The sequence below is a fragment of the Streptomyces sp. NPDC005648 genome, from assembly GCF_040605395.1.
Lineage (GTDB): Bacteria > Actinomycetota > Actinomycetes > Streptomycetales > Streptomycetaceae > Streptomyces.
Genome location: NZ_JBEXCS010000133.1, coordinates 1 through 18,996, shown reverse-complemented (window position 1 = coordinate 18,996; position 18,996 = coordinate 1). Strand labels below are relative to the sequence as shown.

At 71.9% G+C, this 18,996-nt stretch carries 15 protein-coding genes and 1 pseudogene; 13 read left to right on the top strand and 3 right to left on the bottom strand.

Annotated elements, in window-relative coordinates; translation table 11 throughout:
• Positions 1 to 1,586: 1,586 nt before the first annotated feature.
• Both ABZT17_RS41925 and ABZT17_RS41920 read right to left on the bottom strand, forming a co-directional pair.
• Positions 1,587 to 2,045: pseudogene (locus ABZT17_RS41925) on the bottom strand (DUF4157 domain-containing protein); the annotation flags it as partial.
• A 148-nt stretch (positions 2,046 to 2,193) separates the two neighbouring features.
• Entirely contained in the window at positions 2,194 to 3,624 is a 1,431-nt protein-coding gene (locus ABZT17_RS41920) for an RICIN domain-containing protein (protein WP_356357432.1), read from the bottom strand.
• 276 nt (positions 3,625 to 3,900) lie between these two features.
• On the opposite strand from ABZT17_RS41920, the gene ABZT17_RS41915 reads away from it, so the two are divergent.
• From ABZT17_RS41915 to ABZT17_RS41855, 13 genes are all read left to right on the top strand, one after another.
• Positions 3,901 to 5,454, top strand: coding sequence for a phage tail sheath subtilisin-like domain-containing protein (locus ABZT17_RS41915; RefSeq protein ID WP_356357431.1), 1,554 nt, complete (start codon positions 3,901 to 3,903; stop codon positions 5,452 to 5,454).
• 61 nt (positions 5,455 to 5,515) lie between these two features.
• Positions 5,516 to 5,959, top strand: a complete 444-nt coding sequence (locus tag ABZT17_RS41910) for a phage tail protein (RefSeq protein WP_352345023.1) — start codon at positions 5,516 to 5,518, stop codon at positions 5,957 to 5,959.
• Complete coding sequence (locus ABZT17_RS41905) at positions 5,959 to 6,444, top strand: hypothetical protein (RefSeq protein ID WP_356357433.1); 486 nt, start codon at positions 5,959 to 5,961, stop codon at positions 6,442 to 6,444. The genes ABZT17_RS41910 and ABZT17_RS41905 overlap by 1 nt, the downstream gene beginning before the upstream one ends.
• The gene (locus tag ABZT17_RS41900) at positions 6,441 to 6,593 is read left to right on the top strand and encodes a DUF6760 family protein (RefSeq protein WP_356357430.1); all 153 of its coding nucleotides are present in this window, start codon (positions 6,441 to 6,443) and stop codon (positions 6,591 to 6,593) included. Before ABZT17_RS41905 ends, ABZT17_RS41900 begins: the two co-directional genes overlap by 4 nt.
• A 3,492-nt stretch (positions 6,594 to 10,085) precedes the next feature.
• Positions 10,086 to 10,280 carry a hypothetical protein gene (locus ABZT17_RS41895; protein WP_356357429.1) on the top strand — a complete coding sequence of 65 codons (195 nt, stop codon included), beginning with the start codon at positions 10,086 to 10,088 and terminating at the stop codon, positions 10,278 to 10,280.
• A 67-nt stretch (positions 10,281 to 10,347) separates the two neighbouring features.
• Positions 10,348 to 10,785 carry a phage tail protein gene (locus ABZT17_RS41890; RefSeq protein WP_356357428.1) on the top strand — a complete coding sequence of 146 codons (438 nt, stop codon included), beginning with the start codon at positions 10,348 to 10,350 and terminating at the stop codon, positions 10,783 to 10,785.
• Positions 10,785 to 11,525, top strand: a complete 741-nt coding sequence (locus tag ABZT17_RS41885) for a peptidase M23 (protein WP_356357427.1) — start codon at positions 10,785 to 10,787, stop codon at positions 11,523 to 11,525. Before ABZT17_RS41890 ends, ABZT17_RS41885 begins: the two co-directional genes overlap by 1 nt.
• The gene (locus tag ABZT17_RS41880; RefSeq protein ID WP_356357426.1) at positions 11,522 to 13,381 is read left to right on the top strand and encodes a VgrG-related protein; all 1,860 of its coding nucleotides are present in this window, start codon (positions 11,522 to 11,524) and stop codon (positions 13,379 to 13,381) included. The genes ABZT17_RS41885 and ABZT17_RS41880 overlap by 4 nt, the downstream gene beginning before the upstream one ends.
• Positions 13,381 to 13,788: a GPW/gp25 family protein gene (locus tag ABZT17_RS41875; protein ID WP_356357425.1), complete on the top strand. Its 408-nt coding sequence runs from the start codon at positions 13,381 to 13,383 to the stop codon at positions 13,786 to 13,788. The genes ABZT17_RS41880 and ABZT17_RS41875 overlap by 1 nt, the downstream gene beginning before the upstream one ends.
• A gap of 6 nt (positions 13,789 to 13,794) precedes the next feature.
• The gene (locus ABZT17_RS41870) at positions 13,795 to 15,756 is read left to right on the top strand and encodes a putative baseplate assembly protein (protein ID WP_356357424.1); all 1,962 of its coding nucleotides are present in this window, start codon (positions 13,795 to 13,797) and stop codon (positions 15,754 to 15,756) included.
• Positions 15,753 to 16,298, top strand: a complete 546-nt coding sequence (locus ABZT17_RS41865) for a phage tail protein (RefSeq protein ID WP_356357423.1) — start codon at positions 15,753 to 15,755, stop codon at positions 16,296 to 16,298. The genes ABZT17_RS41870 and ABZT17_RS41865 overlap by 4 nt, the downstream gene beginning before the upstream one ends.
• Before the next feature lie 557 nt (positions 16,299 to 16,855).
• On the top strand, positions 16,856 to 17,659 hold the full coding sequence (locus ABZT17_RS41860; protein WP_356357422.1) for a hypothetical protein: 804 nt from the start codon (positions 16,856 to 16,858) through the stop codon (positions 17,657 to 17,659).
• A gap of 195 nt (positions 17,660 to 17,854) precedes the next feature.
• Complete coding sequence (locus ABZT17_RS41855) at positions 17,855 to 18,547, top strand: alpha/beta hydrolase (protein ID WP_356357421.1); 693 nt, start codon at positions 17,855 to 17,857, stop codon at positions 18,545 to 18,547.
• Positions 18,548 to 18,784: 237 nt separating this feature from the next.
• On the opposite strand, the gene ABZT17_RS41850 is transcribed toward ABZT17_RS41855, so the two are convergent.
• Positions 18,785 to 18,996 (bottom strand): L-serine ammonia-lyase, iron-sulfur-dependent, subunit alpha (locus ABZT17_RS41850; RefSeq protein WP_356357420.1); only part of this gene is annotated, 212 nt, incomplete at its 5' end.

The following is an 18,996-nucleotide window of genomic DNA, read 5'->3' as shown; positions in this document are numbered from 1 at the left end:
GGCACCGCGCAGCTGGGCGACCGTCTGGTGGGCGATGCCCTTGGTGGGGAGGATCTGGTGCGGCGCCCGCCGGACCTTCACCGGATCCCGTCACGCCACTACGCGACGGACTTGAACTTGCGGGCGATGAGTTCCTTGCCCGCTGCTGGGTCATCGCGCATCTCACTCCAGTTCAGGCCGAGAGCGGCGAGGGTCTTGCGTGCCTCCTCGGACCGCTCGGCCATCGCTTCGTCACGCGCCATGTCGTAGAGCGCGGCGGCGTACTGCTCCCGCTCGTTGGGGCCGGAAGCCTTCCAGAATGCCAGCGTCCTGCGCAGCCGCTGACCAGTGGTGGGGATGGCGCCGTCCGCGCCGCTCGGTGCCGCGCTCCGCTGCCAACGATGCTGGAAGAACCGCCAGGTCTTCCAGCCGGCGACACCCAGGGCCACTGTGGCGGCCGCCCCGGCGAGTGCCCAGCCGACGGGGGTCGCGACCAGCGCACCGGCCCCCACGGTGGCACCGGCGGCGAGTGCGATCCCGGCGACCATCGCGGCGACGGAACCGCCGACACCCAGGAGGCCGGCGACAGCGCCGATCGCTTTCACGGTCACGCCGCGACGGTTCTTTCCGGCAGCGTATTCCTGAATTTCAAGCAAGGACGCTTCCCCGGACCCGCTCTCCTTATAGCGCTGGACCTTCTCCGTCTGTTCCACCAGGGCTTGGTGCATCTTGGCGGAAGCAACCTCGCGTTCCTGTCGCCGTTCTTTCGCGGCCGCCAGTTCCGCCCGATCCCGCTGAAGTTCCTCCTCGATTTCGGATTCCTGCTGCACTTTGTCCAGGACGCGGGAGTACCAGTCCTTCTGGCCTTGGATCTGCGGCTGTCCCGCTGTCTCTATTTCACTCCAGTAGGAACGCTTCACATCTGCGAGGTCGGCCTCGCCATCGCTCACAGCCTGCTCCAGGGCTTGCACTTCCTCGTTCGCAGCGTCCAGAGCGTCCTCGGGCTTCTTCTCGTCAGCCATGAGCTGCCGCAAGGCACTTACACGCTGCCGTGCCTTGTCCGCCTTCCTGATGTAGCGGACGCTCTGGATCAAGCTGCCGACCCCCCCGGCCCCGGAAGAGGCGGTGGTCACGGCACCGACGGCCTCCTGGGCCGCGCCCTCGATGTTCATCACGGCGGCGGCCAGGTTGGTGGACATGTTGACGAAGCTCGACCCCTGCTCGGCCGTGCCGGCCGCGCCGGCCTTCAGCTCCCGGTTGTGCACGTTGTATGCGGCGGTGCCGGGCGTGGCGTTCCTTCTGCCCATACGCGCGCGGTGCAACGTCATGACCTGACCCACCAGCCCTGCCAACGAAGTCACCGCACCGACGGCGGAGCCGAAGATGGCGCCGTTCTGCGCGGCGCTTGTGGAGGCAGCCGGATCCCTGAAGCCACCGCCGACCGACGCACCCGTCGACTGGTTGGTCAGGTCTCCGGCGGCCGTGAGGTCCCCGGCCTTCTCGGCCACCGCGCCCAACGTCACCCGCTGAACAGCCACGGCGTCTCCCGTGCTTCGCTGCGCCGCGCTCTGCCGTCGCGCCGCGTCCCTCTCGGGCACAGGCCCGGCCATCGCCCGGACCGCGCCCGCCTCCGCCGCCCGTTCGAACCGGTCGGACGGGTCGGAGACGCGCAGCCCGGTGCCGTCGTCCGTGCCCGCGACGGGCCCGGAACGCTGCTGGATCACATGGGTGAGTTCGTGGGCGAGGGTGTGCCGGTCGGTGCCGCCCGCGCCGAGGACGACATGGCTGCCGGAGGTGTAGGCGCGGGCGCCGATCTCGGCGGCGGAGCGCTGGGCGGTCGGGCCGGTGTGCAGCCGTACGTCGGAGAAGTCGGCGCCGAGGCGGGCCTCCATCTCGGTGCGGACCTCGGCGTCCAGGGGGCGGCCGGGAGCGCGCAGCACTCCGGGGACGGAGGAGGAGCGTTGCACGGGGGCGACGTGGCCGCACCCGGCCCCGTGCACATGCCGGGCCTCGTCGACCGCGCGGAGGACGGCGGCGTTGCCGGCGGTTCGTTGCAGCGCCGCGATGTGTGCCGGGGAGAGGACACCCGGTGAACCGCCTTGTTCCGTACGGGTGTCGGGCGCCCGGGACGGCGCCCGGGAGTCGGCTTTCTCGGGCCGGTGAGGCTGGACGCGGGGGCGCACGGCGACCCGCCTTTCTGTCGGGTGGCGGACGTCAGGACTTCCCGAGCCGCCACTGCTGAAGGGAGGCGAAACGGTCGTCGCAGGACAGGGCCTGGACCTGGGTGTTGTCGCCGGTGTTGGTCAGGCACTCGCCGGTCTGTGCGTTGACGATCGTCACCACGCCGTCCGACACGGGCTGGAGGCGCCAGCGCTGGAGTGCGGGGATCTGCCCCTGGCGTACGGCCTCGTCGCCGCCCTGGACCGCACGGATCCGTACCTGCGGCTGACCGTCGGTCTTGTCGAGGACGCTGCCCGGCGAGCTGCCGGGGGTGAGGGCCACCGTGCCGTCGGCGAAGGGAAGTTGGGCCCAGAACTGGTTGAGTCCCTGCTGTCTGTCCGTCCACTCGGAGACCACGACCGGGGTGCCGTCGTCGGTGCGGCCGTCCTGGACGGTGAGGTCCTTGCCGTTCTGGACGCTGCGGATGGTGACCACCGTGTTGCCGGCCTGGTCCGTGTCCTGCTCTCCGGAGTTCTGGTCCTGACCGCCGCCTTGTTGCTGTTCCTCGGACTGCGAGGGCGAGGGCGACGGCGAAGGAGCGGCGGCCGACGGGCTCGGCACCGACGGTGGTGGCTGGGTGGCCGGCGCGGGCGGCAGCGCGGCGGCGGCCGGAGCCGCCGCCGGCTGCTGTTGCGCCACCGCGTTCGAGACGAGCGACGGCCGCGGAATGAACCAGAGCGCGGCGAACACCCCCGCCGCGGCCAGCAGCAGCCCGAGCAGCACGAGCAGCCACTTCGGGAACAGCGCCAGTCGTACGAAGGTGCCGCGCAGTTGGGCGGGCGGGATCGTTCCGGGAGACCCGGGGGGTCCGGCGGTGCCCTCCGCCGTGGGTGTCACGGTCAGCGCGAACGGATACCGCTCCGGCCGGCCGAACAGCTTCACCCCGCCCGGCCGGATCCGCACCCGGGTGAGCCGGGTCCGCCCCTGCGCGACCCGTACCGTCTCGGGAACGGGACGGAACGTCAGTACGTCCTCGTCGTCCTTCCCCGAAATCCCCACCGGCAGCACGGAGTTGCCGACGTTGTCGACCGCTACCCGGGGCCGCCCGGAAAACCGCCCGCGCACGGTGACGGGCAGCAGTTCGGCCCGCATCTCACCGAACGCCGAGACGGTGAGGGTGCCTTCGGCCACGTTCGACAGCTCCGGGTTCTCACGCGGCTGCACGAGGACGCCGAACCGGACGGTGCCTGCCGTCGTCGCCGCCGAGCGCGGCGGGGTGAACACCACCTCGGCCGAGCCCTCGTCCCCCGGGTAGAGCCGCAGCGTGTCGGGAGCCACCAGCGTCCACTCGACGGGATCGCCGACGACGGAGAGCCGGTACTCCTCGACGGTGTCGCCGTCATTGCGCAGCCGCAGGGTCGTGGCCGCGCTCGATCCGGGATCGACGGCGGACGAAGCGGGTTCAAGGGAGGCGAAAGTCGTCACGCGGTCACCGTAGGAAGTGGTCCTACGGCACGTCAGAAGCAGCCGGGCAGGGTCCGGTGACCGTGCGGAGGGCCGTACGGCCACCGTCCGGCCCCGCCGACTCCGGCAGAGGGCGTCGGACCGGCCCACTCCGACCCGCGTGGCCTGACGGCGATGGCCGTACGGCCACGCGGGTCGGACCCAAGAGCCTGTCGGGCGGCCGTTTCCTGGCGGGCCCGTCCGCGTCAGCCTGGGTCATACGCAAGCACCCCAGCTGTCATGCAAGGAGAAGCCGCCATGCCCACCTATCTGTCCCCCGGCGTCTACGTCGAGGAGGTGGCCAGTGGATCCCGCCCCATCGAAGGGGCCGGCACCTCGGTGGCCGCCTTCGTGGGCCTGGCCCCGACCGGACCGCTGAACGAGCCCACGCTGGTGACGAACTGGTCCCAGTACACCGCCTCGTTCGGCGACTTCACCGAGGGTCTTCTGCTGGCCCACGCGGTGTACGGGTACTTCAACAACGGTGGTACGGCCGCGTATGTCGTCCGGGTCGGGGGCGCGGCCGGGGCCGGCTCCGGCGGACGTCCGGCGATCGAGGCGTCGGTCCGGGAGGCCGCCCTCGGCACCTTCCGGGTCTCGGCGCTGAACGGGGCGAACCTCGGCGGTACGCCCGTGGTCGAGGTCTCCGACACCTCCGGCGAGGGACCCGACGACCGGTTCACCCTCACCGTCAAGGACGGCGACAAGGTCCTGGAGACCTTCGACGTCTCGGCGAAGAAGAGCAACCGCAACTACGTCGTCACCCAGGTCAAGCAGCGCTCCAAGCTGATCGCCGTCGAAGAGACCACGTCCGCCGGGCAGTTGGCGCGGCCCGGGAACGGGACGGTGGCCTTGGCCGCCGCAGCCGCGTCAGCGCCCGTGCCGGCCACGTCACGGGAGCGCCTCACCAGCGGACAGTTCCTCGGCGACCCCGCCGACCGGACCGGCTTCGGCGGTCTTGAGGCGCTGGACGCGGTCACCATGGTCGCCGTCCCCGACCTGATGGCCGCCTACGAGCGCGGAGCCCTCGACCTGGACGCCGTCAAGGCGGTGCAGCTCGGGATGATCGCGCACTGCGAGCTGATGGGCGACCGGATGGCGATCCTGGACCCGCCCCCGGGCATGAACGCCCAGCAGATCCGCGAGTGGCGCCAGGACACGGCGGGCTACGACTCCTCGCACGCCGCCCTCTACTACCCCTGGATCAAGGTCTTCGACCCGTCCGGCGGCCGGCAGCGCCTGGTCCCGCCGAGCGGTCACATGGCGGGCATCTGGTCCCGCAACGACTCCGAGCGCGGCGTGCACAAGGCGCCCGCGAACGAGATCGTACGAGGGGCGGTGGACCTGGAACTGCAGATCACCCGCGGCGAACAGGACACCCTCAACCCCATCGGCGTCAACTGCATCCGCGCGTTCCCGGGCCGCGGCATCCGTGTGTGGGGCGCTCGAACGGTGGCCTCCGACCCCGCCTGGCGCTACCTCAACGTCCGCCGGTACTTCAACTACCTGGAGGAGTCGATCCTCGCGGGCACCCAGTGGGTCGTCTTCGAGCCCAACGACGAGGCGCTGTGGGCCCGGATCCGCCGCAACGTGTCGGCGTTCCTCGTGAACGAGTGGCGGTCCGGGGCGCTGTTCGGCTCCCGCCCCGAGGAGGCGTTCTACGTCAAGTGCGACGCCGAGACCAACCCGCCGGAGTCGGTGGACGTCGGTCGCGTGGTGTGCGAGGTCGGTATCGCGCCGGTAAAGCCCGCCGAGTTCGTGGTGTTCCGGCTGGCCCAGTTCTCGGACGGGACGGGCGAGTCGACCGAGTAGTCCTCGGCTCTGGTGACCGTCTCCCTCATTTCATCGACCTCGGAAAGAGAAGCGAACGAGCATGTCCCTTCAGCCCGGTGACGCCCTCACCTCACACAACTTCGGCCTGCAGATCGACGGCGTCATGGTCGAGTACCTCCAGGAGGTCAGCGGCCTCTCCGTCGAGCAGGACGTCATCGAGTACCAGCAGGTCTCGGCGGACGGCAAGCCCGTCACGAAGAAGATGCCCGGTGTGAAGAAGGCCGGCGAGTGCACGGTCACCCGCGGGATGACGGAGTCGGCGGCGTTCACGTCGTGGATCAACGACTCCATCGCGGGGAACATGGGCGCCGCGCGCAAGAACGCGACGATCATGATGATGGACTACCAGAACAGCCCGGTGAAGCGTTACAACATGCGCAACGCCTGGTGCAGCAAGGTGGAGACCAGCGGGGTCAAGGCCGGGGACACCTCCGCGCTGACCGAGCAGGTCACCATCGTCTTCGAAGAGCTGGTCATCGAGTGATCAGGCGTACGGCCACGTCGGCGGGGCGCGCGGCCACGGCGGAGGTCCCGGATTCCGGGCCCGTTGCCCCCGTGTCGCCCGCGGCTCCCATGTCTCCCACGTCGCCCGTGGCCGCCCTGCGGACGGAGTTCTCCTTCGAACTGCCGCGCGGGTTCGTCGACGAGTCGGGGACGATCCACCGGGTCGGCACGATGCGGTTGTCCACGGCCAGGGACGAACTCGTCCCCCTGCGGGACATACGAGTGCAGGAGAACCCCGCCTACCTGTCGGTGGTCCTGCTGGGCCGCGTCATCACCCGCCTCGGCACGCTTCCCTCGGTGCATGACGGGGTCGTGGAGAACATGTTCGCCTCCGACCTCGCGTTCCTTCAGGACTTCTACCGGCAGATCAACGCGGAGGGCCACACCCGGGCGGCGGTGTCCTGCCCGCACTGCTCCGAGCCCTTCGAGGTGGAACTGGCCGGGAGCCGCCTGGGGGAATCGTGATGTACGCGACCGACCGCCTGCACGAGGAGGTCGCGTACCTCGCCTTCCATCTGGGCTGGGGGATGGGCGAGTTGCTGGATCTGGAACACGCGGATCGCAGGGGATACGTCGAGCGGACCGCGGCACTGCTGAACCGCGAGGAGGGGTGAACCGACATGGCGGGATTGCTGGCCGGCCTTTGGGGGCGGGTTGTTCGAGGGGCTGGGCCGGACTCCGCCCCGGAGCAGCCGAGCGCGTCGGACGAGCCTGCTTTGTCCCGTGCCTCCGGCGTGGAATGGCGGTCGGCGGCGCCGGTTCAGCGGGTGCTGGCAGTCATGTCCCCGGTGGTGACACTGGACTTCGTCGGCGGGCTGGCGACGCACGGCAATCCGGCACTGACCGGGGGAATCGTGTCTTCCGGGGGCGCGACACGGGTCCTGGGCGATGGCGGGCGAGGGGCTGACACCGTTGGCGCGGAGCACCCCGGCCGCCGTGCCGTGGCACGGGCCGCGCAGGCTGGGCCGGCTGCGGTTCAGCGGTCGGCCGCACCGGTGGGGGCGGGTGCGTCGGGTGGCGTGCAGCGTGCGGGGGGAGGGGGACCGGTCGGACCTTCCGCCCCGGCGATGCCGGGTGCCTCGGACGGGTCGCGGTCGCCCTTGCCGTCGAGCGTGCCGGGACATCCCTCGGCCGAACCCGTTGCCCTCGACTCCCTTGTCCCCGGCGGGGAATCCGGCTTCCAAGGCTCGTCGGCCAGGCGTGCAGCGCGAGTCGCGCTCTCGCGGTCCGCGCGACCGCCGTTGCTCTCGGCGCCGTCGGTCACCTCCTTGCGACGGTTGGCGATCGCGGGCGGGGCCCCGGACGGCCGTAGCCAGGACAGCCCGGAATCGGCGCGGGCGACGGACGGAGTGGCTCCCGCGGTGGCGCAGCGTATGCCGTCGTCCGCACCTCCTGAAACCCCGAAAGCCCATGCTCAGGGCGTCTCCGGCCCGAGGGCCACGGAATGGACGGATGCTGCGGGAGGGGAGCGCACGGCAACGGTTCGACGATCGGTGGACGCGAGCTCCGCCGAGGCCCGGACCGAGCACGGCGGCGGAGCCGGGGGCCGGTCGGCCGCCACCCGTGAATCCGGCGTCGTGGCAGAACGCTCCTCTCCGAGCCGGACCGCCCCGGGCTCGGCGGCGCACCAGCACCCAGGGGGTCCCGCGCCGGTCCAGGGTTCCGCATCCGGCGGCTCCACGACTCGGGGGCCCGCGGAGTCGGCACTCGGTGAGAGCGGGGTCGGTCAACCGCGGGCCGGGCTCGGTGCACCGCTGACTCCGGTACCCAGCGGCGCCGACGCCGCTCGCACCACGTCGGTCCAGCGTCAGGCTCGACAGCACGGCACCACGCGCGCATCGCGCCGCACTGGACTCGGCCCACCCCTGCGTCCGGCATCGTCACCCGCACCGGCCATGGACGAGGTCCCCGCGCTACCGCACATCCCCACCACCTCGCCCGCCATGCCTCTGCGAACGACCACAGTTCCGCCGACGGCCAGTGCGGCGGGTGACACGTCGCCGGCAGGGGGAACAGCTGCCTCGCGTTCGTTCCCTCCGGCCGGCAGTCCGGCCCCGGCTCTTACGACGCCTGCCGTACAACTGCTGCGTACGACCGACGCTCCGGCACCGACCACCCCGACCGGCGCGCCGTCGGCGGGCCGCGGACGAGCGGATCACGGCGGCATTCCCGCGGCCTCGGACGGGTCGGCCCGGTCCGGGCACGCGCACCTGGACAAGAGCGTCGGCCCTGCCTCCACCACCGGTGGGGACCGGGTGAGCCGGTCCGCACCGTCTGGACGCGGCGCGGCGGACCCACCCCCTGGTCCGTCGCGCCGCCGCACCGCCCCCTCGCCCACGCCGGCCGATGCGACGAGGGCAGGGGTGCCGAAGGAAGCGTCACGGCTCTCCGCGGAGCCGAAGCCCGTGGACTCCGGGCGGGTATCCGGCAGCGGCTCGACACCCGCGCCACTCCAGCGCCTCACCAGCGCCGCTGCGGAGGCTGAGCGGTCGGTGCGGGAGGGCGGCCGGGCCTCTTCGCACCCGGGACACGCCGACTTCGCCGGGCCCCCGGCATCCGCCACCGTACTCACCAGCCCCGCTGCCCCGGCCAAGCTCTCCGGCGCTGCCGGCTCCGCGGCGGTTGCCGGTTCGGGTGCGCCGATCGTTTCGCGCGTTCCCGCAGGTCCCGTTGGGCCCACGACCCGGCCAACCTCAGCCAGTCCCGCTGCCCCGGTCGAGGTCTCCGGCGCTGCCGACTCCGCGGCGGTTGCCGGTTCGGGTGCGCCCGCTGTCTCGCGTGCGCCTTGGGGTCCCGTTGGGCCCACGACCCGGCCGACCCCAGCCAGTCCTGCTGCCCCGGTCGAGGTCTCCGGCGCCGCCGGCTCCGTGGCGGTTGCCGGTTCGGGTGTGCCGATCGTTTCGCGCGTTCCCGCAGGTCTCGTTGGGCCCACGACCCGGCCCACTCCCACAGGCCGTGTCGGTTCCGCCAAGGTTTCCGGCCCCGCCCGCTCCACCGCTGCGGCCGGTTCGGGCACGACGACCGTTTCCCGCGCACCCGCAGGGACGCGAAAGTCCACGACCCCGCCCACTGCCGTGAGTCCTGTCGCCCCCGTCAGGCTCGCCCGTTCCGTCGGCACGCCGGCCCCGCCCACCGCGCGGGCCGGGTTTCCCCTCCCCGTGGGCGCGACCGGTGCCACCGCGCGGAGCGTGACACTCGGCCGGCGCGGCCCACGCTCACCACGAACCATCCACCCCATGGCCGCCACCCGTATGACCACGGTCCTGGCCCCGGCGGTGCAGCGCTCCTCCGAGGGAACACGACACACTCAAACCCCGTCGCCCGCCAGACTGTTCACGGTCCAGGCAGCACGGCACGGCTCCGTCCGCCCAGCGAGAGGGCCCGAAGGCTCTGGCATCGGGTCGGCGGAGGCGTATCGCGAGACGGAACCGGCCGCCGCGCATCGCCCCGGAGCACCATCCGTTCAGCGGCGCCCGACCACCGCACCGCCCGAGCGGGCAGCCCTGGTCGGTGGGGCAGTCCACGTCGGGTCGCGCGTACCCCGGACCAATACCCCGTCGCCGACCTTCGCCCCGCCCGCCGTTCAGTGGCGCCCGTCGCCAACCGGCGGGCCCTTCGATCTCCCTTCCCCCTCAGGGCACTTCACCTCAGCGTCTCCGAACACCCCGACGCGGTTTCCGGAACCTGTCAGCAAGGCGCGGCACTCCGGCCGCACGTCTCCTCCGGGCTCTGCCACCGACGCGACGGTGTCGCCGCTCGCACTCCCGTCACGGCCCGATCGGCCGCCGCTCCAGCGGACGCAACGTCTGACGTCCGTCCCCCGAAACGCGGTCCGGGTGGTCTCGGCACCACCCGTCGCACCCCGCCCTCCCCAGGCGCGCCGGCCGGTGATCCCGGCCTCCGCCACACGGGCCCCTCGCTCCGCAGGCACGCGATCCACCCGGACGGCGGTTCAGCGGGCCGACGGCAACCGGCCCACCACGCCTTCGACCCGCCTGCCCCCGGCACCGGTCACTCCGGCTGCCCTCTCCTCCGCGAGCCATCAGCCACCGGCACCACCTCCGCGCCCCCCGACCCCCGCACACCCCCCGACCCCGCCACCCTCCGTGCGGCAGACCCCAACACCCCCTGTACAGCACCACCTCCGAGCCTCCGCGCCCTCCGGCACCACCCTGGACGCCCTCCCTCCCGAGGCCCTCGACGCCCTCGCACGCTCCCTCCTGGAACCCCTCTCCCGCCTCCTGCGCTCCGAACTCCGCGGCGACCGCGAGCGCCTCGGCCGTCTCCGTGACGGTCTCTGACCCGGTCACCTCCATCCCACCGCCATGGCCAACGCCTCAAGGACCCAAGGATTCAAGGAACCCGCCCATGCCACCCCCTCTTGACCCCGCCTCCACCGTGTTCTTCCGGCTCTCCATCGACGGCCTGGACCTCGGTCTCTTCAACAGTTGCGAGGGGCTCGCCTCCGAGGTGCAGGTGGAGCAGCACGAAGAGGGGGGCAACAACGGGTTCGTGTGGCAGTTGCCGTCGCGGGTGACGTACTCGAACATCCGGCTCACCCGACCGCTCACCCCGGACACCGGGAAGGCCGCCGCGTGGATCTCGTCCATCGCCACCGGGATCACCCGGCCGACCGGCCAGATCGCCGCACTGCGCGCGGACGGCTCCGTCGTCGCGCAGTGGGGGCTCGTCGAGGTGCTGCCCGTGCGGTGGCAGGGGCCCAGCATGGACCCGGCCAGCCCCGGCGTCGCCACCGAGACCCTGGAAATCGCCCACCACGGCTTCACCGACGCCAGGGGGACCTGATGTCCGCTACCGGCGCCAACAACAGCCTCGTACGAGCCCGTCTGAGCATCCACCATCCACCGAGCGGGTCGAGTCACACGCTCGGCGGCCGGATCGGCGAGGTCGAGTTCCAGTTCAACCCCAACCAGCTGGAACTCTCGCGCTCGGCCTCCTGGTACGCCCAGCGTGCCGTCGGCTTCGACCGCGGGGCCCAGCAGGAGTTCTCCGGCGCCGACCCGGCCTCGCTGTCCGTCGAGGTCTTCCTCGACGCCTCCGCCACCCCCACCACCGCCCAAGTCCGCAAGAAGGTGGAGCAGTTGCTCTCCTGCTGCGAGGTCGATCCGCAGAGCCTGCCGACGAACCGGCCGTCCCCACCGTGGGTCCGCTTCTCGTGGGGCGGCTTCAGCACCATCCAGTTCACCGCGTACGTGGAGAGCGTCAGCGCGGCCTACTCGCTGTTCAGCCCGACCGGCGAGCCCCTGCGGGCCACGTGCCGGCTGTCGCTCAAAGAGATCCCGACGCCGGCCAAGGGCCAGAACCCCACCTCCGGTGCCCTGACCGCCCAGCGTGTCCACCGCCTGGTCGTCGGCGACTCGCTCCCCTCGCTGGCCTGGCGCGAGTACGGCAACGCCACCCGCTGGCGTGCCATCGCCGAGGCGAACGACATCGACGACCCCATGCGATTGCGACCCGGCAGCGAACTCCTGCTGCCGTCGGCCGACGACGTACGCCGAGGACGAGAACCAGGGGGAACACCGTGACGACGAAGTCCTTCACGACCGTCCTGAAAGTGCTGGTTCAGGGCTCCCCGCTGCCCGACCCCGTGGCCGGGCGGCTCGTCTCCGCCTGGATCGACGCGAGCGTGAACGTGCCGGCCGCCTTCCGGCTCGTCTTCAGCGACCCGGCCCGTGATCTGCTGAGCACCTTCCCGGCGCTCACCGTCGGCGCGAAGGCGGAACTGATCCCTTACACGGACGGCGCCAAGGGCCGGCCACTGCTCACCGGCGAGGTCACCGCTCTGGAGGCCGATGCCGACGGGACGGGCAAGTCGCTGATCGTCCGCGGCTACGACCCCGGCCACCGGCTCCTGCGCAACCGCCGCGTCGCCGGGTACCCGAACATGACCGCCGCCGACATCGTGCGCCGGCTCGCCACCGAGAACGGGCTCAGGACCGGGACGGTCGACCCGACCCCGACCGTCTACGAACTGGCCACCCAACCGAACCTCACCGACTGGGACTTCCTGGCCCGCCTGGCCCGCGAGAACGACGTCCACCTGTACTTCGACGAGGAGGGCCGCCTCCAGTTCACCGCCCTGCGCACGGCCTCCGGCGCGCCCGCCGACACCACTCCGTCCGGGCAGAGCCCCTACGTCCTGGAGTTCGGCGCCAACGCCACCAACAGCCGGGTCTCCGTCACCGCCGCCGGGCAGGTCCCCTCGGTCTCGGTGCGCGGCTGGGACGTACAGACCAAACGGCCCCTGTCCGCCGACGCACCCGCCACCGCGAGCACCCAGATCCTCACGGACACCACACCCGCGAAGCTCAGCTCCCCCTTCGGCGCCGCCTCGCTGACCGGCACGGCCGTCCCGTACCGCACACAGGCCCAAGTCCGGCACGCCGCCGAGGCGTTGGCGGACGATGTCACGGGTTCCTTCGCCGAGCTGGAGATCGCCGTCGACGGCAATCCCGAACTGCGGCCGGGTGTGCCTGTCGCGCTCAACGGCGCAGGGGCGCCGTTCGAGGGCAAGTACACCGTCACGGGCGTACGGCACGTGTTCGCGTCCGGACAGCAGTACACGACGTGGGTACAGGTGAGCGGGCGTCAGTTCCGTTCGCTGTACGGGCTGGCGGCCGGCCCCCAGGGGGCGCCCGCACTGCCCGGTGTCGTCGTCGCCGTCGTCAGCAACATCAAGGATCCACTGAAGGCGGGCCGGGTCAAGCTGCGCTTCCCGTGGCTGTCCGACACGTACGAGAGCGACTGGTGCCGGGTCGCGCAGTTCGGCGGTGTGCGTGGAGGCGGGCTGATCCTGCCCGAGGTCAACGACGAGGTGCTGGCCGCCTTCGACCGGGGCTCCCTGGAGCACCCGTACGTCCTGGCGGGTCTCTACAACGGTGTCGACAAGCTGCCCCGCATCCAGGAGGGCAGCCCGCCCGTGGACCCCACCAGCGGCACCGTCAACTGGCGGAGCCTGGCCTCGCGCGGCGGCCAGGCCGTCGAACTGCTCGACGACGCCCGCAGAGCGCGCGGCGTACGGCTGCGTACCGGTGACGGGGCGCTCACCGTCCACCTCGACCAGAACCGTACGACCGTGACGGTCCGCAGCGACGGCAGCGTCACCATCCAGGGGGCACGCGGTGTCGATGTGAAGGCGGGCGGAGATCTGAACCTCACGGCGGCACGGGCCGTGAACATCTCCGCCGGGGCCGCGCTCACCCTCAAGGCCGGCGGCAAGGTCGGGCTCACGGCGGGCGGCGCCTTGACCCTGGACGCGGTCGGCACCGTCGGCGTCAAGGCGGTCGGACCGGTCTCACTGGTCTCCGCGGCCAACGCCTCCGTCACCGCGGCGACCGTGACGCTGACCGGGGTCACCCTGCGCAACGGGGTGCCGTTCTGATGGGCGAGCAGTTCGTCGGCGCGGGCTGGGCGTTCCCGCTGCACACCGACGCCTCCGGCGCCATCGCCCTGGTCCGCAGGGAACGGGAGATCGAGGAGGCCATCCGGCTCGTGCTCGCCACGGCGCCCGGAGAGCGCCCGATGCGACCCGAATTCGGCTGCGCCGTCCACGACTTGGTCTTCGCACCGGTCAACGAGGCGACCGCCGGGCGCATCGGCTACGAGGTGCGGACCAGCCTGGAGCGCTGGGAACCCCGCATCGACGTGACCGAGGTCGCCGTCACCGCGTCCGCCGACGACCCGGCGGTGCTGCTGATCGACGTCCGGTACGCGATCCGCGGCACCAGCAATCCGCGCAGCCTGGTCTTCCCCTTCTACGTGATCCCGTCCAGTGAAGGCGATGTGTGACACCCCATGGCCCTGCCCGCCCCCAACCTCGACGACCGGCACTTCCAGCAGTTCGTCGACGACGCCAAGCGCTACATCCAGCAGCGTGCCCCGGAGTGGACCGACCACAACGTCTCCGACCCCGGCATCACCCTCGTCGAAGCCGTCGCCTACATGACCGACCAGCTCGTCTACCGGCTCAACCGGGTGCCGGACAAGAACTACCTGTCCTTCCTGGACCTGCTGGGCGTGACGCTCTTCCCGCCGTCGGCGGCCCGCGCCGACGTCACCTTCTGGCTGTCGGCCGCCCAGACCGAGCCCGTACGGCTGCCCGCCGGGACCGAGGTGGCCACCCAGCGCACCGAGACCCAGGAAGCGGTCGTCTTCACCACCGAACGGGACCTGACCGTGCCGCCGTGCTCGCTGCGGCGCGTGCTGCGGCAGGAGAACAAGGGGAGCCCCCAGGACCGTACGAGTGCCGTCCTGGGAACCACCGACGTGCCCGCCTTCGCCGCGAAACCGCAGCCCGGGGACGTGCTGCTCTTCGGTCTGGACGCGGCCGTCCCCGACTGCGCGGTGGTGCTCGCACTGGACAGCCGGGTCGACGGCGTCGGAGTGGACCCCCGCCAGCCGCCGCTCGCCTGGGAAGCGCGGACCGCGGCGGGATGGGAGCCGTGCGAGGTGGACGAGGACACGACCGGGGGTCTCAACCGGGCCGGCGAGGTGATCCTGCACGTGCCGGGCGGGCACACGCTCTCCCAACTCGGCCGGCACGAGGCGGGCTGGCTGCGCTGCCGGGTCCTGGAACCCGCCCGCGACCAGCCCTTCTACGCCGCCACCCCCACCATCCGGTCAGCCGCCGCCTACACCATCGGCGGCACCGTCCGCGCCGTGCACGCGGTCGAGGTCCGCGACGAGCGACTGGGAGAGTCGTCAGGAGCTCCGGGGCAGCGGATGAGGCTCGGGCAGGCGCCGATCGTCGCGGACGATCCGCCGCTGGAGGTCGAGGTGGCGGAGAGCGGCGACGGTGGCTGGCAGGCGTGGCGGATCGTCTCCGACTTCGCCGCCTCCCGGCCGTCCGACCGGCATCTGACGGTCGACGCGACGACCGGGGAGATCACCTTCGGACCGTCCGTACGCCAACCGGACGGCAGCCTGCGGCAGTTCGGGGCGGTACCCGCCAAGGGTGCCGTGGTGCGGGCCGTGCGCTACCGGGCCGGGGGCGGTCGCGGCGGCAATGTCTCGCGCGGCCGGCTCCAGGTGCTGCGCAGCTCCATCCCGTACATCGCCCGGGTCGAGAACCGGGAGGCCGCCCGCGGCGGGATCGACGGGGAGACCGTGGAGGAGGCCAAGGTCCGGGCACCGATCGTGCTGCGGGCCCAGGAGCGGGCGGTGACCTCCCGGGACTACGAGGAGCTGGCCCGGCAGGCGGCGCCCGAGACCGCGCGGATCATGTGCCTGGGGGCGGAGTCCGACACGGACGGGGAAGGGGCCGTACGGGTCCTCGTCGTGCCCCGGGCCGTGCCCGACCCCGGTGGCCGGCTCCGCTTCGAGCAGCTCGTCCCGGAGGACGAGCTGTTGGAGCGCGTGACGCGCCATCTGGACGAACGCCGCCCGCTGGGGACACGACTGGCCGTCGGCCCGCCCTACTACCAGGGCGTCTCGGTCACGGCGACGCTGCACGCCTACCGGAGCGTCTCCGCGCAGGAGGTACGGGCCGCCGCGCTCGACTCCCTGTACGCCTATCTGGACCCGCTGAGCGGCGGGGCGGACGGGAGCGGATGGCCGTTCGGCCGGCCCTTGCGCTCAGGAGAGATCTTCGCCGCGCTGCAGCGGGTGCCGGGCGTGGAGTTGGTGGACGAGGTCGAGCTGTGCCCCGCCGACCCGCTGACGGGGCGCCGCGGCGAGCCGACGGACCGCATCGAACTGGCCGGCTCCGCCCTGCTGTTTCCGTACGACCACCGTGTCCGAGTGATCGGGGACCGATGAACCCTCCTGCTCTTTCCCCCTACCCACTGCGGGACCAACTGCCGGGTGTGTACGCGGAGGACGGCTTCGCCGGCGTGTTCGCCGATGGGCTGGACACCATGCAGGCACCGGTACTGAGCACGCTGGACTGCCTGGACGCGTACTTCCGCCCCGGACTGGCGCCCGTTCACTTCCTGGACTGGATCGGGGGCTGGGTGGGAGCCGAACTGGACGGCCTGGCAACGGAGTCCGCCCGCCGTGAGGCGGTCGGGACCGCGATGGCACTGCATCGGCGCCGCGGGACGGAGTACGGGCTGGTGGCCGCGATCCGCCTCGCCTTCGGGATCACGCCCGAGATCACCGAAAGCGGTGGCGCGTCCTGGTCGGCCCGACCGCGTGGCCCGTTCCCGGGCGATCCGCGCCCGGGCCTGCGGGTGGTCGTGAGGGTGCCCGACCCCGCTGCCTTCGACGGCCGCCGCCTGGAAACCCTGGTCGCCGCGGCCCGCCCGGCGCATCTGCCCTTCACCGTCGAGGTGCTGGCTGAGAGGACTGACAAGAGATGAGCGAGAAGCCGACGGCCGAGGGGCTGTGCCCGGTCTGCGGAACCCCGGGCCCCGGGAGCGGGGAGTCGTTCTGCGAGGTGTGCGGGACGTTGGTGGACTGGGACGCGGTTCCGGCCGCCGGGCCGGGTTCTGCGTCTGCCGGTTCCGCGTCTGCCGGTTCCGCGTCGGGCGGATCGAGGCCGGTGTCCGACGGGACCTTGGCGCAGACCTTCGCTTCGCGCGCGGAACGTGTGGGTGGCGCTTCGCGCTCGCCGGCGGAGAACCCGTCCGGCTCCGCCGGGGGAGCCGCTACGACGCGAGGGCCCGGCGCGGGAGCCACGGCGGGCGGCCCGGTACGCCGTCCCGGTGGCGGGACATCCGGTGCGGAGGCGGTATCGGTCCCGACGCCGGAGGGGACGACGACCTCCGGAGCGGCGGTCTCCGCGGCTCCAGGTGGGCCGGAGCCCGCCCAGCCGGCGAGCGGGGACGGGACGCCACGCACCCCACAAGGCGAGACCGAACCCCGGCCGGCGCGATCGGTGGAGGCCGGCGGCCAGACACGGGCCAGGGCGCTCCTCGTGCCCGTGCCCGGGGCGGAGGCCGCTGCCCCGGACGTGCCCGCCGTACTGCCCGGCCGCCCCGAGCCCGCACGGCCGAGTGTGCGCGCCGTGACGGCGGAGGAGGAGAGCGGCATCACCTGCTGGCGGTGCGGGGTGCGGAACCGGCCGGACCGTACGTTCTGCCGGAACGACGGCGCCCCACTGGACCGCAGCGGACAGCAGGCATCCACGGCGGCCCGTCGGCGGGGCGAACGATTCGCGGGATGGCGGCCCCGCGTGCCCTGGAAGCGGGTGCTGACCATCGTGGGCGTCGCTGCCGTGCTGGTGGGCGCCGCGTTCCTGACCCCCACGCTGATCCGGGCGACACGCGACCACTTCACCGACCCCGCCCCGCTCCCGCCCGCCGCCGTGAGCGCGTCGAACTCCGACGCCGCCCACCCCGCGCGGTCCGCTTTCGACGGGATCAGCAACAGCTGGTGGGGAACCGGATACTCCGGTGACTCCGCGGGGCAGTACCTCCAGGCGAACTACAGCCGGCCGGTCGATCTGGAGAAGATCATGATTACGCCCGGTGTTTCGTCACGCTCCGAAGATCGTGACGTTCAGGCCCGCCCCGAGAGCTTCGACCTGCTCATCACCGATGCCTCGGGCCGCACTTCGCTGACGCGTCACCAACTCACGGACGGCGGCCCCCAGCTCGTCGACGCCGCGATGGAGGACGCCGTACAGGTCGACGTGATCCTGCGCGGCGCGTACGGAACGGCCTCGGACAAGCAAGTGGCGGTCGCCGAGGTGGAGATGTTCGGCCGTGGCTCGGGTTGAACCCGGTCAGCGTGGCCGCAGCCGCACAACCTCTGTCCTGTAGGCACACACAGGACAGGTGGCCGATTCCGAGAACCTCGTTGAGATGACCGTTGAAGAAACCGGTGATCTCTGTCCTGGAATCGTCCGAGTTCCCTTGCTACACCGGGCGAGGGACATCAGTGAACGGCAAACCGACTCGACACAGGAGAGTTCATGGCTGTAAGCAACGTCGTTCTGGTACACGGTGCGTTCGCCGACGGATCGTGCTGGAACCGCGTGATCCCACTGCTCGCCGGCCGGGGACTCAACCCGGTCGCCGTGCAGAATCCGCTGAGTTCGCTGGCCGACGACGTGGTCGCGGCACACCGGGTGATCGATCAGCAGGACGGTCCCGTGCTGCTCGTCGGGCACTCCTGGGGAGGTGCCGTCATCACGGAGGCGGGCAACCATCCCAAGGTGGCCGGTCTGGTGTACATCGCCGCCGGCGCCCCTGACTCGGGCCAGTCGTTCGGCGACTGGTGGGCCGGTTACGAGCCCGCTCCGGGCGCGGCGGAGATCAAGCCGTACGGCGACGGCTACGTCGCGCTGACTCGCGAAGGAGTCCTCAAGGACTTCGTGCAGGACATCGACGAGGCCGACGCGGAAGTGGTCCATGCCACCCAGGGTCCGCTGGCCACGCGCTGCTTCGGCGACACGATCTCGACTGCCGCCTGGCGATCGAAGCCCTCGTGGTACATCGTCGCGGAGGACGACCGGACGATCCCGCCGGCCGTCGAGCGTGATTCGGCCGTGAGGCTCGGCGCCACGACGCTCAGCCTCGACTCGGGTCATGTCCCGATGCTCTCCCAGCCCGAGCGGGTGGCGGACTTCGTGGCGCAGGCCGCGGCCGAGCTCAAGGCGCAGTAGCTCCGTGACAGCAAGGGGTCACGCCCCCTGCCCCCGGAAGATCACTGCAGCATGTCACATGCTGTAGGCAGGACCGCCGATCACTGGATCGGCGGCCCGCTTGGCCCCCGCTGCGGCTCCGACCTCGACCATGTGTCACGAACCCGCAGATCAGGCGCCCGTCCCAGGGACGTTCCGGGGACTTTCCGCCCCCGACAGCGCCGAAAGAAACGAACGCGCTGGTCAGGGCCTACGGCCTCAGCACTCGATGATGTTCACCGCGAGTCCGCCCCGCGCCGTCTCCTTGTACTTCACGCTCATGTCCGCGCCGGTGTCCTTCATCGTCTTGATGACCTTGTCCAGGGACACCTTGTGGGAGCCGTCGCCGCGCATCGCCATCCTGGCCGCCGTGACCGCCTTCACCGCGGCCATGCCGTTGCGTTCGATGCAGGGGATCTGGACGAGGCCGC